The sequence below is a fragment of the Sinorhizobium fredii USDA 205 genome, from assembly GCF_001461695.1.
GTDB classification, from domain to species: Bacteria; Pseudomonadota; Alphaproteobacteria; order Rhizobiales; family Rhizobiaceae; genus Sinorhizobium; species Sinorhizobium fredii.
This window is the reverse complement of the sequence record NZ_AUTC01000169.1, coordinates 1-15,845: the sequence shown is the minus strand read 5'-3', so window position 1 is coordinate 15,845 and position 15,845 is coordinate 1. Positions and strand designations below refer to the sequence as shown.

Below are 15,845 nucleotides of genomic sequence, written 5' to 3'. Positions count from 1 at the left end.
GCTTACAGCAAAATGCCTTCATGCGCGTTTTTTGTGACACTATTATTGACGCTGACGATCAGCTCACCGGTTTTTTTGTCGCGGCTGACGGAAATCCGGTGCGTGGCGCCGTTCAGGCGGACCTCGGCCGAATAGCCGTCCCAGACTTCCGGCAGCACCGGCTGGATCGCCAGCTTCTCGCCCCGCTGGCGAATGCCGAGGATCCCCTCGACGCCGGCGCGGTAGAGCCATCCCGCCGAGCCGGTATACCAGGTCCAGCCGCCGCGGCCGGCAAGCGCGCCCTCGCCATAGATATCGGCCGCCACGACATAGGGCTCGACGCGGTAATGTTCCGCATCGTCGCGACTGCGTGCATGCGAGATCGGGTTCAGCATCTGGAATGCCCGCCAGGCTTCCTCCGCCCGCCCCTGGGCGGCGAAGGCCAGCACGACCCAGGTGGCAGCGTGGGTATATTGGCCGCCATTCTCGCGAACGCCCGGCGGGTACGACTTGATATAGCCGGGATCCTGCTTGGTCTTTTCGAGCGGCGGCGTGAACAGCCGGACGATGCGCTTTTCCGGATCGACCAGTTCCGCCATCACTGCATCCATGGCGCGCCGGGAGCGCTCCGCGTCGCCCTCGCCCGAAAGCGTGCTCCACGACTGCGCGATCGAATCGATCCGGCACTCGTTGCTTTCCGCCGAGCCGAGCGGCGTCCCGTCGTCAAAATAGCCGCGACGATAGTAGTCGCCGTCCCAGCCGGCCTCATCGAGCCCCCGCTTGACGATATCGAGATGCGATTCCCAGAGGGTTACGCGCGGCTCGTCCTTGCGCTCGCGTGCATAGGGCAGGAAGGCGCGCAAGGCGCCTGCCAGGAACCAGCCGAGCCAGACGCTCGTTCCCTCACCGGCCTCGCCGACGCGGTTCATGCCGTCGTTCCAGTCGCCGCCGAGGATCAGCGGCAGGCCGTTGGCACCGGTGCGTTTGATGGCGAGATCGAGCGCACGAGCGCAATGCTCGTAGATGTCGGCAACCTCGTCGGAGATCTCCGGCGTGTAGAAGCTGTCGTGCTGTCCCTCCTCGAGCGCCGGCCCGACGATGAAGGGCAGTTTCTCGTCGAGAACGTCCTTCGTACCGGTGACGGCGCAATAGTGCGCGACCGCATAGGCAAGCCAGACGACGTCGTCGGAAATCATCGTCCGGACCCCGGCGCCCGAACCCGGCAGCCACCAATGCTGCACGTCGCCTTCGACGAACTGCCGGGAGGCGGCGTTCAGCACCTGCGCCCGCGCCAGTTCCGGCCGGTGCGTCAGGAAGGCGAGCGTGTCCTGCAACTGATCGCGGAAGCCGAAGGCACCGCTCGCCTGATAGAAGGCGGAGCGCGCCATGATCCGGCAGCCGAGGCTCTGGTAGGGAAGCCAATGGTTGACCATGTGGTTGAAGGCCCGGTCGGGCGTCTCGACCTTCACGACACCGGTGAACTCGCTCCAGAAGGTCCTTGAAGTCTCCAGCACCTTGTCGAAGGACCCGTCACGCAATTCCCCGAGAATTCCCTCTACCCGGTCGCTGCTGTCGGCATCGCCGAGGAAGAAGGTGATCTGCCGCTCGGCGCCTGGCTCAATGGTGAGATCCGTCGCCAGCGCCGCGCAGGGATCGCCGTCCACTTCGGTCGACATGGAAAGCTCGGCGCCCGCGAGGACGGCCTCAGGGGCGAGGATCGCCCCGTTCCAGCCGAGGAACTCCCGACGGCTTGCCGTAAAGCTCGCCGCCGCCTCGCCATCGAGGGCGAAGAATGCCGTACGGCCGGCATAGTCGATGCTGTAGGGATTGGTCGCAAGAAGCGCCTTGGAAGCCTCCTGCCATTCGCTGAGCACGAAGGGCGCCGTGCGGCTGCGGTTGTTGCCGAGGACCCACTCGGCATAGCCGTAGACGCGCAGCTTGCGGACGGCCGAACCGCGGTTGCGGATCGACAGCCGGACGAGCTTGGCCGGCAGCGACCGGTGCACCGTGTGGGCCGCCTCGATCTCTAGGTCGTCCTGCCTGCTTCGGAACAGCGAATAGCCGAGGCCATGCCGCGCTTCGAAAAGCGCCGACTTGCGTCGCGAAAGGGCGGCGTAGGGCGTCAGTACCGCACCATTGGCCATGTCGCGGATGAAGATCGCCTCGCCGGGACGGTTGACCACGACGTCGTTGGTCCAGGGGGTCAGCTGGTAGTCGCGCGAATTGCGGCTCCAGGAGAAACCTGCCCCTTCGGCCGACACGTGGAACCCGAAGCCCTCGTTGGAAATGACGTTGATCCACGGCTGAGGCGTCGCCTCGCCGCCGCGCAACCGCACGACATATTCGCGACCCTCCTCCGCAAAGCCGCCAAAACCGTTCCAGAATTCGAGGTCGTCGCCGGAGACGACCGCAGCGGCCCGGCCGGACCTGTCCTCGAGGACCGGCAGCAGCATCCGCGTGCTCTCCTCCGCCTTTTCCGCAGGCTTTGCGTAAAGGGCGGCGGCCCGGGCGATCTGGTCGGTGATCGTGCCGTTGCGGGCGTGGAAGACGGCGCGCGACGCCGAGATCAGCGTCGACCAGGTCTCCGGCTCCATCAGGTCGCGCCGCACCGCGAAGATGTGCTGGCGCGGGCCGTCCGAGAGGCCACGCAGCCGCAGGTTCTCGCACATCGAATCCAGCGTGTGCTGCAGGTCCTGCGCATAGGACGAGGCGCGCTCGTTGATCACCACCAGATCGGCGGTGATGCCGCGGGCCCTGAGATACTCCTGCGCGCGCAGGGCCTCGCGGGCGATGCCGAGATCGCCGTCGTCGTTGATCCTCAGGCAGAAGATCGGGAAGTCGCCGGAGATCGCCAGCGGCCACAGCGCCGCCTGGGAGGCGAGGCCGGCCTTGACGCTTGCCGTGTCGGCGCGAAGGTGCATGTCCGGATAGACCAGGTAGCGGCCGAGCATCTGGAAGCTTGCCGCTTCCTTGGAGCTGATGCCGACATGGCGCATCTGCACCTGGCTGCGGGTCCAGGCATGGATGAGCTCGTGATTGAACGTTTCCGGGTGGCGGTAGCGGTCGATCGCCCGATCGACGCCTTCACGATCCGGGGCGGCGATGGTCCAGAAGATGACGCTGACCTTCTTGCCGGCCGGAACCCGCACGACGCGCCGGAGCGCCATGATCGGATCGAGCGTGTAGCCGTCCGTGCCCGAGAGGCTGGCGCCCGGGTCGAAGGCGGCGGCCTCCGACAGCGTCCGGCCCTGGCCGAGGAAGCGGCGGCGGTCGGTTTCCGCCTGGGTGTGGCGATCGCTGCCGGCATTGTCGGTGACGAGATGCGCGACTTCGATATCCGGATCGCCGGGGCCGCGCTTGTTGCGCGACACCCGGATGACATCGCCCTGCCGGCTGATCTCCGTTCGGATGAACATCTTCGAGAAGGCCGGATGCGAACTGTCGGCGTCGTCGAACGCCAGCACCGGCTCGGCATAGGAAGTGACCTCGATGAACCGGTCTTCCGTGCCCGTATTGAGCAGGATCACCCGGCGGCCCTCGGCGTCGTGTTCGGTGGCGACGATGCATTCCACTTCGCTCGTCAGATCGCCGACGGTCTTGACGAATTCGGCCTTGTCGTCGCCGAAGCGCGTCAGCGTCTTCTCGCCTTCGACGCGGCGCGGCTCGGCGGTCGCCGACCACCAGTCGCCGCTCACGGTGTCGCGCAGGAAGATGAACGTTCCCGTCCTGTCTTCCACCGGATCCGGCTTCCAACGGGTGACCGACTGGCCGTTCCAACGCCCATAGCCGGTCCCGGTCGCCGTCAGCATGATCGAATAGTGGCCGTTCGACAGGAACACCGTCTCGCGGTCCTGCGACAGCGGGTCCTCGATGACCCGGACCTCCGGGCGCAGCAGGTCGGCCTGGCCCTTGCCGAGCGATTCCGGCTCGCGCTTGGCGGCCATCAACGGAATGTCGCGCGGCGCCTTCTCCTGCAGCAGCAGCTCCGCCGCCTCGATCACCGGATCGGCATGGAACCATTCGCGCAGCTGCCCGGTGAAGACGACGTTTGCCACGGCCGCGATCGACATGCCGTGGTGGTGGGCATAGTAGTTGCGCACCACGGCGCATTTCTGCCCTTCGGGCACGCGGGTCGGCGTGAAATCCACGGCATCATGATAGCCATAGGCCCCGAGGGCGCCGACCTCCCTGAGCCGCTCCAGGTTGGCGAGCGCCGACTTCGGATCGTACATGCAGGCAAGGATCGACGCATAGGGGGCGATCACCGCATTCTGCCCGAGGCCGCGTTTGAGGCCCAGCGTCGGCACGCCGAAATTGGTGTACTGGTAGGTGAGTTCGTGGTCGCGGGCGTTGAACGCCGCCTCGGAGATGCCCCAGGGGGTTCCGAGACGCCGGCCGTGGTTGATCTGCTCCTGCACCACCAGATTGTTCGTCTGGTTCAGGATGCCGCCCTGCCGCTCCTGCATGACGAGCGGCGGCATCAGATATTCGAACATCGAGCCGGACCAGGAGACGAGCGCACCGCGCGCGCCGACCGGCACGATCGGGCGCCCGAGCTTGTACCAATGCTCGGTCGGCAGGTCCCCCTTGGCGATCGCAAAGAGGCTTGTCAGCCGCGCTTCCGAAGCCAAAAGGTCATAGCAGGCTTCGTCGAGTTCGTTGGCATTCACCCGATAGCCGATCGACAGCAGCCGCCGCTCCGGCCGGAACAGGAAGCTGAAATCCATCGAGAAGGCGATGTCGCGGGCCCGGTCTTTCAGCACCAGCAAGCGCTGGCGTAGCGCGTCGATCGCACCGAGATCGAAGACGCCGTCGGCAATGTGCGCCTCGCAGGTCGCCACCAGCGAGCTGGCCCATTTTGCCACCTCGCCGCTTTGGGCGGTGCGCACTTCATGGTCGAGATTGAGGGTAAGCTTGTGCATGTCGCGGGCAAGCACCGCCAGGTTGATGACCCGGATCGAGGCGAACTCGCGTTCCCGTTTGACCGCGGCGAGCGCGTTCTGGAAGCCGGCGATGCGCTCTTCGATCAGCCGCCGCAGAGGGCGCACGGTCTTGCGGTCGTCCGGCAGCTCGTCCAACACCTCGGCGAGAATCGCCGCGACATCGCCGATGCCGTCGAGACTGCCCTGGACATGGGCAGAAGGCGCCTCGGCCCATTCCCGGCACATGGACGAGACCGAGATCAGGTGGCCGGCGAGATTGCCGCTATCGACCGACGAAATATAGCGCGGCTCCATCGTTTCGAGGCCCCGCGTGCGGTACCAGTTGAACAGATGACCTCGATATTTCGGCATGCGGTCGATCGTCGCGATCGTCTGTTCGAGCCGGGTGATCGTCTCCTCGAAACCGATCCAGCCGAAGGAGCGCGCCGACATCACCGACAGGAGATAGACGCCGATATTCGTGGGCGAGGTGCGTTCCGCCAGCACCGGTTGCGGCGTTTCCTGGAAATTGTCCGGCGGCAGGAAGTTCTGCTCGGCGGTGACGAAGCTCTCGAAGTAGCGCCATGTCCGCCGGGCGATCTTGCGCATGTCGTCGATCGCCTCGTCGGAGACGACGAGCTGGTCTTCGGTTTCCGCCGACTGGCTGACGAACCATGCGACCGCCGGCGACGCCGCCCAGAGGAGGGCGAAGGGGATGCCGATGAAGGGAAGCCCGGTATCGGAGATCGCCGCGAGTGCCAGCGAGACGACGGAGAGAGCCGGCGCCGTCCACATGGCGCGGAAGTAATCGCCGATCGAGCCGTGACCGGCGCTCTGCACCTGTGCGGCCGTGCGCCATTCGAGCATCAGCTTGCGGCTGACGAAGGTGCGGTAGAGCGACCGGACGATCGCGTCCGCCATCATCGCCGCATTGTGGGCGATGAAGACGATCCGCAAGGCGACCTGGGCATTGGCGGCGCGGATGTCGGAAAGCACCGTGTGGATATGGGCTCTCGCGACGATATCGTTGCGCCGCGGCATGATTCCGGAGATGAGCGACAGGGTCGGCGCGACGAAAAGGCTGAAGATCAGCACGATCTGCCAGATCAGCGCATCCGTAGGCTCCATGTAATACCAGCCCATGACGGAGGCGGCGAGCCAGGCGAGGGGGATCAGCGAGCGACGCAGGTTGTCGTACATCTTCCAGCGACCGAGCATGGAGAGCCCGTTCGTCAGGCTGAAGATGTAGGGCAGGAGCTGCCAATCGCCGCGCGCCCAGCGGTGCTGGCGCGACATCTCGACCTCGTAGCGGGTCGGAAAGTCCTCGACGAGTTCGATATCGGTCACCAGTGCGCAACGCGCGTAGGAACCCTCGAGCAGGTCGTGGCTGAGCACCGCATTTTCCTCGATGCGGCCCTTGAGCGCGGCCTCGAAGGCATCGACGTGGTAGAGGCCCTTGCCGGTGAAGCTGCCTTCACCGGTGATGTCCTGATAGACGTCGGAGACCGTGAAGATATAGGGGTCGATGCCGCGGTTGATCGAGAAGATGCGCTGGAAGGCGGAAGCCTCGTTGCCCGTCGTCAGCGACGGCGTGACGCGCGGCTGCAGCAGGCTGTAGCCGGCGACGACGTTCTGCGTGCGGGGGTTCACGACCGGCCGGTTGATCGGGTGATAGAGCTTGCCGACCAGCTTCGTCACCGCGTCGCGCATCAGGCGCGTGTCGGAATCGAGCGTCATGACATATTGCACGCCGTCCGGCACCATATTGGCGCCCTGCAGGAACGAGGTGTCGCGATCGCCGCGCAGCAAGAGGTTCAACTCGTGCAGCTTGCCGCGCTTGCGCTCCCAGCCCATCCAGACGCCTTCGGCCTCGTTGAAAAGCCGGCGGCGATGCAGGAGGAAGAAGCGGGTCTTGCCGTCATAGGCGTAGCGGGCCGTGAGCGCCGCCACCTCGCGCTTGGCATATTCGAGCACGTCCGAATCGGCAGGCGTTTCCTCGAACTTGCTGTCGGCCCAGTCGCTCAAAAGCGCGAAATAGATTTCGCCGCGCGGATTGGCGAGATAGTGAACCTCGAGATTGCGCACCAGCTCGTCGACATGGTCGCGCTTGGCGATCAGGCAGGGCACCACGACGAGCGTGCGGGCGTCCTCGGGGATGCCGTCGAGAAATTCGTAGCCGACGAGCCGCGACGGTTTCACGAACAGCGTGACGAGCGTATTGAACAGGCCCATCGCGCCTTCGGACGCCGGCAGCGCGAAAAGCAGCAGCATAATCAGCTTGGCGCCGCTCGGAATGTCCATCGGGTTGACGAACACGAAGACGGCGATCATCGCCAGGATGGTCAGCAGGATGTTCGGTCCGGCGATCGCAAACCAGTCCAGCTTGCGCACCAGCCGGATCATCCGCTGCAGCACCGACGGCGAATAGCCGATCCTTCTCTCGAGGTTTTTCCGCTGCTTGCCGACCAGGAAGGCGCCGACATTCGGTTCCTGCAGCGGCGCCTCGACCGCGGCGGCGGCCTTCGCCTCGCCGACCATCTCGATCGCGGTTTCGGTGACCTCGTGCTCGCTGTAGCCGGACCGGCGGGCGAGTTTTTCGATCGTATCGCGATACTTGTTGCGCGAGCCGAAATCGAGCGCCGCATAGTCGGAGCCTTCGCGCAGCGTCGCATCGATCTTGCTGACGCTCTCGAACCAGACGGCCCAGTCCGTGTCGTCGATCTCGCGCAGACTGCGAACGATGTTGCTCATCGTCGCATTGCCCGACGACAGGCGGTTCTGCTCCGCGACCAGCGCCTCCTCGACGTCGGTGCCGCGCCGTTCCAGCCTTTCCTCGATCCAGGCGATGACCGCGCCGGAGGTCTGCGACCCGTCGCGCATGCGGTAGAGAAGCTGGGCAATGAATGTATTGTCGGCGGCGAGCGCCTCGGAGTCCGCCAGCAGCGCCCGGCATCGTTCCGGGTCGCTCACGCGGATGATCTGGTCGGCGACCTCGTTCGCCTTGCGCCGCATGCCGCGCGACCGCTCGACGCGGATCGCGATGCGGCGTAGGTTTTCGATCAGCACGAAGCGCAGGATCGACGGCAACGCCCACAACTCGCCGATCTTGAAAGTCTCATGTTCCTGGAAGCCTTGCACCATCGCGGTGATGGTCTCGCGCGAGACGGTGCTGTGCGTATGGGCCACATAGAGCCAGGCAAGCGCCATGCTGCGCGGGATGGTCGTTCCGGAAACCGACAGCGTCGGCAGCTGGCGGTAGAATCTGCGCGGGAAATCGCGCCGGACCTCCTGGATCGCTTCCTCGACGACGTGGTGGTTGTCGAGCAGCCACTCGGCGGCCGGGGTGATCGAGGCACCGGCTTCGACATCGGCCGCCGTCGCCCGGTAGACGCGGAAGATTTCCTTCTCGTTTTCCCGATGCCTGGGGCGGAACTCGAAGGAAAAGAACCCCGGAAGGAACGAAACGCCGCTTAACGCGAGCTCGGCACCGCATGCCCTGAGATCGTCGGTCGAAAAATAGGTCGAGCGGATCGAATCGTTGTAGTCGATCTGCTTCGCTTCCGGTTCGCGCGGTGTATTGGACGACGTCGTATGTTGCAGCATGGGTATGGATTCTGGTTCCAACCGGGGTTGATCGGCCCGGTTCTCGTTGATCTGCCGAAGTGGCTGCGGCCCTGAAGATCCAGGCGTCGCCGGCGCGTTTCTAGACACGGTCATGTGTCCCCCCATCCGCCGTCGTCATCCCGGAGCAGGAAACCCGCGGAAGCAGGCGCCGGCCGGGACTTGGGGCTTAGAGATCGCAAAGCCGACGGCGCGTTGGATGTCACGGCCGCGTGATGCATGAAAGTGGCATTTTTTAGCCGTAGTGCCGGCGGCTTGCAAGGATTGCGAGCACCGCTTCGGACGATTTGCGCGGGACTGCCGTGGCTGCAATGCGGCGCGGCGGCACCCTGCCGCTGGCTCGATGAATGCTTCTCTCAAAGTCCGGCCCCTTCCTGGTATGCGGCAGCTTGGCGATCTTAAAGAGGATCGCCCGGAAAGCCGCCTCCACCCTCCCCGGCAGCGTCGGTTTCAGTCGACCTGCTCGCTGATCCATTCGCGGAAGGCGCGGCTGATCGGGTTTTCCAGTTTACCTTCCGGTACGACGAGATAATAACTGTTTTCCGTCTGCATCGGTCGGTCGAGTACGATCCGCAGCGTGCCTGCGGTGAGTTCCTGTTCGATCAGATAGCGGGGCAAAAGGGCAAAACCGAGACCTGCGGTCGCCGCTTCGATCACCATCGAGAATTGATCGAACCGGTTGCCCCGATAGGCGCCGTGATTGTCGACGCCGTTCGCGTCGAACCATTGCGCCCAGAGCTTTGCTCTCGTCGCAAGGTGAAGCAGTGGTCCGCCGCCGATGTCCTCGGGCACCTCGACCGAATTTGCGGCAAGAAGCGCCGGGCTTGCGACCGGCACGATGATCTCGCTGCACAGATAGCTGCAGGTGGCGCGCGCCCAGACCGGCTGGCCGTAGTGGATCGCCAGGTCGAAATTCTGTTCGTCGAAATCGAACGGCGCGGAGCGCGACGCGAGGTTCAAGACCGTGCCGGGATAGCGCCTCAGGAAATCGGGCAGGCGCGGCACCAGCCAGCGGCTGCCGAAGGTCGGCAGTGACGCGATGGAAAGGCTTGAATCCGCCCGTGCCGAGGCCATGGCGCGCACCATCAGTTCCTCCGTCTGGTGCAGCAGGCGGCGGACCTCCGGCAGGAATTTCTGACCCGCATCCGAAAGGATGACCCGCTGGCGGACCCGCTCGAACAGCAGCACGCCCAATTGGGTTTCGAGGTCCTTGATCTGCCGGCTGACGGCGCTTTGAGTGAGATTGAGCTCGGCGGCGGCCTGCGTGAAGCTGCCGTGGCGCGCCGCGCATTCGAAAGCCTGCAGCGTCGTCACGTCGGGAACCAGTCGGCGGCTTAACTTCATTCCGGCCTCGCATCAACATAGTCAGAAGCAACGCGATCCAAGCCCGCCACCTTCCGATATGATCAGAATTAAGAATGATCTTGTCCGTCACCCTTAGCGCGAGGCGAGCCCCAGTGAAAGAGAATAGTTTCGTATCGGCCGATGATATTCGCTCGGCCTTTTCCGCCGCGATGTCGATGATGTACCGCGACGAGGTTCCGGCCTACGGCACGCTGATGGAGCTCGTGGCGAAGGTCAATGCCGACACGCTGGCAGCGGACGCAACCCTGAAGGAACGCCTCGAGGCGACGGATACGCTCGAGCGGATCTCCGAGGAGCGGCACGGCGCGATCCGCCTCGGCACCCCGGCAGAGCTTTCGATGATGCGCCGCGTCTTCGCGGTCATGGGCATGTATCCGGTCGGTTACTATGATCTTTCGACGGCCGGCGTGCCGGTGCATTCCACGGCCTTCCGCCCGGTCAGCGAGACGTCGCTGAAGCGCAATCCCTTCCGCGTCTTCACGTCGCTGCTCAGGCTCGATCTGATCGCCGACGAGACGCTGCGGGCCGAGGCGGAAGCAATTCTCAAAGAGCGCCGGATTTTCACTCCGGGCGCGATCGAGCTTATAGAAAAAGCCGAGCGCGACGGCGGGCTCGACAGAGCCGACGCCGAACGCCTCGTCGCCGAGGTGCTGGAAACCTTCCGCTGGCACGACAAGGCCAATGTGAGCGCCGACATGTACAAGCGCCTGCATGACGCCCACCGGCTGATCGCTGATGTCGTCTCCTTCAAGGGGCCGCACATCAACCACCTGACGCCGCGCACCCTCGACATCGACCGCGTCCAGGCGCTGATGCCCGAATATAACATCGCCCCGAAGGCGGTCGTCGAAGGGCCGCCGACCCGCAAGTGCCCGATCCTGCTCCGCCAGACCTCCTTCAAGGCGCTCGAGGAAGCGGTTTCCTTCCGCGACGCCGACGGCGGCTGGAAGGCCGGCTCGCATACAGCCCGCTTCGGCGAGATCGAGCAGCGCGGCAACGCCCTGACGCCGAAGGGCCGCGGCCTTTACGACCGTCTGCTGGAGGATTCGCGCAAGATCGTGCGGCCCGCCGCCGACGGATCCAACGCCAGGGCGTATGAGGCGGCGCTTGCCGAGGCCTTCAAGGGCTTCCCGGACAGCTGGGCCGAAATTCGCGAGGCAGGCCTCGGCTATTTCAGCTATTCTCTGACCGACAAAGGCCGGCAGACGAAGCTTCCCGGCCGCCGCGATCTCGAATCGTTGATCGCCGACGGCTTGGTTCAGTTCGATCCGATCGTCTACGAGGACTTCCTTCCGGTCAGCGCCGCCGGTATCTTCCAGTCGAACCTCGGCGACGGTGGGCAGCAGGAATTCGTCGCGAGCCCGAACCAGAAGCGCTTCGAAACGGATCTCGGCGCCGCCGTCCTCGATGAATTCGCGCATTATGCCGGCATCGAAAAGGCATCGATCGAGAGCTGCCTCAAGGCCTTGACCACCGCTGTAGCCGCGGAATGATACGCCGACGATGATTGACGAACACCATATCGACGCGCTTACGAAGCTCCTTGGCGACAAGGGCATCGTCACGCGTCCGGAAGACATGGAAGCCTACGAGACGGGAGCGCGCTACGACCGCGGCCGCGCCGCCGCCGTGCTGCGTCCGGCAACGACGGCGGAGGCCTCCGCCGCGGTTTCCTATTGCGTGCGCAACGGCATCGCCCTGATCCCGCAGGCCGGCAATACCGGCCTCGTTTCGGGCTCGACGCCCGATGGTTCCGGCAGCGAAGCGGTGCTCAGCCTTGACCGGTTGACCCGGCGCTTCGAGCTCGACCTCGACAACCGCTCGGTTCGTGTCGATGCGGGCTTCCGCCTGTCGGACCTCAACCGGAAGCTCGAGGAGCACGACCTGTTCTTCCCGATCGACCTCGGTGCAGACCCGAGGCTCGGCGGCATGATCGCCACCAATACGGGCGGCTCACGCTTCCTGAAATATGGCGACGTGCGTCGCAACACCCTGGGGCTGAAGGTGGTGCTCGCCGACGCGGCGGGCACGGTGCTCGACCTCGATTGCGACCTCAGGAAAAACAATACCGGTGTCGACTGGAAGCAGATCTTCATCGGCACGTCCGGCGTCTTCGGCATCGTCACCGAATGCGTCCTCAATCTCGAGCGACTTCCGAAGCAGGTGGCGACCGCCTTCCTGGTGCCGGCAAGTGGCGCACAGGTGCTGCCGCTGCTCAACGCCATGGAAGAGCGGCTCGGCGCCTATCTCTCCGCCTTCGAGGGCATGTCGAAGAACGCCATCGCCGCCGCCTTCGCCCATGTGCCGTCGCTGAAGAACCCGTTCCAGGGCGGTAATATCCCCGACTATGTGATCCTTGCGGAAATCGCCCGCACCTGGGCGCCACGCGAGGAAGAGCAGCCGCTCGATGCGGTTCTCGAAACCGTGCTGGCGGAGATCTGGGAGCTTCAGGAAGCGCTGCTCGCCGACGCATTCGTCGGCCCGCCGCACGAGACCTGGGCACTGCGCCACGCGCTTTCCGAGGGCGTCAAACACCTCGGCAAGCTGGTCGCCTTCGATCTGTCCTTCCGCAGGGGTGACATCATGGCCTTCTGCGACCATATGAAGGCGGAAATGCCGGAGACGTTCCCTGGCGTCACCGTCTGCGACTTCGGCCATATCGGTGACGGCGGCGTCCACTTCAACCTGGTCGTCGCGAAGGATAGCCCGCTATTGACCGACCCGAGCTTCGAGCAGCGCCTGCGCGAATGGGTCTTCACTGTCGCGGTCGAGCAATATCGCGGCAGCTTCAGTGCGGAGCATGCGATCGGCCGCCGCAACCAGGCCTATTACGATTTCTATACACCGGAAAAACTCAAGGAGATGGCCGCCGGCCTGAAGACGTTCACCTCGCCGGGCAAGCTCGGCAGCGTGCGTTTTGGCTAAGTCGTCCAAGCAACACGGGAGTCAGATCAGATGAACATTGCAGCCAAGAAGATCGACGTCGCCAAGGAGGCAGCCGCCCTCCTCGACAAGTTGGGCGTCGCCAAGGAACTCTATACGGGCGGCGACATGCCGTCCTTCAGCCCGGTCACCGGCGAGCAGATCGCCAGCCTCAGGACCGTGTCTGCGGCCGAAGCCGCCAAGCAGATCGAAAAAGCTGACGAAGCCTTCCGCGCCTGGCGGCTGGTGCCGGCGCCGAAGCGCGGCGAGCTCGTCCGCCTGCTCGGCGAAGAGCTGCGCGCCTTCAAGGCCGATCTGGGCCGCTTGGTCTCGCTCGAAGCCGGCAAGATTCCGTCGGAAGGTCTCGGCGAAGTACAGGAGATGATCGACATCTGCGATTTCGCCGTCGGCCTGTCCCGCCAGCTCTACGGCCTGACGATCGCCACCGAGCGCCCCGGCCATCGCATGATGGAAACCTGGCACCCGCTTGGCGTCGTCGGCATCATCTCGGCCTTCAACTTCCCGGTCGCCGTCTGGTCGTGGAACGCAGCACTTGCGCTCGTCTGCGGCAACGCCGTCGTCTGGAAGCCGTCGGAAAAGACGCCGCTCACCGCGCTTGCATGCGAGGCGATCCTCGAGCGCGCCCTCGCCCGCTTCGGCGATGCGCCGGAAGGCCTGTCGCAGGTGCTGATCGGCGACCGCTCGATCGGCGAGGTGCTCGTCGACCATCCGAAGGTTCCGCTCGTCTCGGCGACCGGCTCGACCCGCATGGGTCGCGAGGTCGGTCCGCGGCTTGCCAAGCGCTTCGCCCGCTCGATCCTCGAGCTCGGCGGCAACAACGCCGGCATCGTCTGCCCCTCGGCCGATCTCGACATGGCGCTCCGCGCCATCGCCTTCGGTGCCATGGGCACGGCCGGCCAGCGCTGCACGACGCTGCGCCGCCTCTTCGTCCATGAAAGCGTCTATGACCAGCTCGTGCCGCGCCTGAAGAAGGCCTATGCTTCCGTCTCCGTCGGCAATCCGCTGGAATCGACCGCCCTCGTCGGCCCGCTCGTCGACAAGGCCGCCTTCGACAACATGCAGAAGGCGATCTCCGAAGCCAAGGCAGAGGGCGGCGCGGTAACCGGCGGCGAACGCGTCGAGCTCGGCTACGACAACGGCTACTACGTCAAGCCGGCGCTCGTCGAAATGCCGAAGCAGGCTGGCCCGGTTCTCGAAGAAACCTTCGCGCCGATCCTCTATGTCATCAAGTACAGCGACTTCGACGCCGTGCTTGCCGAGCACAATGCCGTCGCGGCCGGGCTTTCCTCGTCGATCTTCACCCGCGACATGCAGGAATCCGAGCGCTTCCTCGCGGCCGACGGCTCGGACTGCGGCATTGCCAACGTCAATATCGGCACGTCCGGTGCGGAAATCGGCGGCGCCTTCGGCGGCGAGAAGGAAACCGGCGGCGGCCGTGAATCCGGCTCCGACGCCTGGAGGGCCTATATGCGCCGCGCCACCAACACGATCAACTATTCGAAGGCTCTGCCGCTGGCGCAGGGCGTCTCGTTCGACATCGAATAATTGGCGACATCGAATAGGATCGACCATGACCATCAATGCAACGGTCAAGGAGGCGGGCTTTCTGCCCGCCTCGCGGATCGCCTCGATCGGCGTTTCCGAAATCCTCAAGATCGGCGCACGCGCCAGCGCCATGAAGCGCGACGGCAAGCCGGTCATCATCCTCGGCGCCGGCGAGCCGGACTTCGACACCCCGGATCATGTCAAGCAGGCGGCCTCAGAGGCGATCCAGCGCGGCGAGACGAAATATACGGCGCTCGACGGTTCGCCGGAACTAAAGAAGGCGATCCGCGAAAAATTCCGGCGCGAGAACGACCTCGCCTATGCGCTGGACGAAATCACGGTCGCGACCGGCGCCAAGCAGATCCTCTTCAACGCCATGATGGCGTCGATCAACCCCGGCGACGAGGTGATCATCCCGACGCCCTACTGGACCTCCTATTCGGACATCGTCCAGATCTGCGAAGGCAGACCGGTGTTGATCGCATGCGATGCATCGTCCGGTTTCCGCCTGACGTCGGAAAAGCTCGAAGCGGCGATCACGCCGAAGACGCGCTGGGTGCTGCTCAACTCGCCGTCGAACCCGTCGGGTTCCGCCTACAGCGCCGCCGACTACCGGCCGCTGCTCGACGTGCTGCTGAAGCACCCGCATGTCTGGCTGCTCGTCGACGACATGTACGAGCACATCGTCTATGACGCCTTCCGCTTCGTCACCCCGGCCCAGCTCGAACCCCGCCTCAAGGAGCGGACGTTGACCGTCAACGGCGTCTCCAAGGCCTATGCGATGACCGGCTGGCGGATCGGCTATGCCGGCGGCCCGCGTGCGCTTATCAAGGCGATGGCCGTTGTCCAGAGCCAGGCGACTTCCTGCCCGTCATCCGTGAGCCAGGCGGCCTCGGTCGCCGCGCTCAACGGCCCCCAGGATTTTCTGAAGGAGCGCACCGCCAGCTTCCAGCGCCGCCGCGATCTCGTCGTCAACGGCCTGAACGCCATCGACGGCCTCGATTGCCGCGTCCCGGAAGGCGCCTTCTACACCTTCTCCGGCTGCGCCGGCATGCTCGGCAAGGTCACGCCCGCCGGCAAGACGATCGAGACGGACACCGACTTCTGCGCCTATCTGCTCGACGACGCCCATGTCGCCGTCGTCCCGGGCTCGGCCTTCGGCCTTTCGCCGTTCTTCCGGATTTCCTATGCGACGTCGGAGGCGGAGCTTACGGAAGCGCTGCAGCGCATCGCAGCCGCCTGCGCGCGGCTTTCTTGAGTGAGTTGAAAGAGGCGCGGACAAGGCCCTCCCCAACCCCTCCCCACAGGTGGGAGGGGCTTGGGTGCCTGCTGCGTCCGACTGCCATTTTCCAATGTCGACTCCCGCTGGAACGGTTCAAAAGAGGCGGAGCGGGAGCGGCGGGTTAAGCCCCTCCCACCTGTGGGGCTATGGCATTCACACATCGTTGTTGAAGCCCATTTGAATGTCTG

Annotated in this window: 6 protein-coding genes; 4 read left to right on the top strand and 2 right to left on the bottom strand. The window is 64.9% G+C overall.

What is annotated here, in order from left to right; translation table 11 throughout:
- Positions 1-2: 2 nt before the first annotated feature.
- Together ndvB and N181_RS24775 are read right to left on the bottom strand one after the other, a co-directional pair.
- The gene (gene ndvB, locus N181_RS24785) at positions 3-8,618 is read right to left on the bottom strand and encodes a cyclic beta-(1,2)-glucan synthase (RefSeq protein WP_037400777.1); all 8,616 of its coding nucleotides are present in this window, start codon (positions 8,616-8,618) and stop codon (positions 3-5) included.
- A gap of 354 nt (positions 8,619-8,972) precedes the next feature.
- Positions 8,973-9,866 carry a LysR family transcriptional regulator gene (locus N181_RS24775; RefSeq protein WP_014330312.1) on the bottom strand — a complete coding sequence of 298 codons (894 nt, stop codon included), beginning with the start codon at positions 9,864-9,866 and terminating at the stop codon, positions 8,973-8,975.
- 113 nt (positions 9,867-9,979) lie between these two features.
- Here N181_RS24775 and hglS point away from each other — a divergent pair, with 113 nt between their 5' ends.
- The 4 genes from hglS to N181_RS24755 are packed head-to-tail and all read left to right on the top strand — an operon-like array spanning position 9,980 to position 15,633.
- Positions 9,980-11,380 (top strand): 2-oxoadipate dioxygenase/decarboxylase HglS, encoded by a 1,401-nt coding sequence (hglS, locus tag N181_RS24770; protein ID WP_037400782.1) that lies wholly within the window; start codon positions 9,980-9,982, stop codon positions 11,378-11,380.
- A 10-nt stretch (positions 11,381-11,390) separates the two neighbouring features.
- Positions 11,391-12,812 (top strand): FAD-binding oxidoreductase, encoded by a 1,422-nt coding sequence (locus N181_RS24765; protein ID WP_014330314.1) that lies wholly within the window; start codon positions 11,391-11,393, stop codon positions 12,810-12,812.
- Positions 12,813-12,842: 30 nt separating this feature from the next.
- Positions 12,843-14,375 (top strand): L-piperidine-6-carboxylate dehydrogenase, encoded by a 1,533-nt coding sequence (gene amaB / locus N181_RS24760; protein ID WP_014330315.1) that lies wholly within the window; start codon positions 12,843-12,845, stop codon positions 14,373-14,375.
- A 25-nt stretch (positions 14,376-14,400) separates the two neighbouring features.
- On the top strand, positions 14,401-15,633 hold the full coding sequence (locus N181_RS24755; protein WP_014330316.1) for a pyridoxal phosphate-dependent aminotransferase: 1,233 nt from the start codon (positions 14,401-14,403) through the stop codon (positions 15,631-15,633).
- The last annotated feature ends 212 nt before the right edge of the window (positions 15,634-15,845 follow it).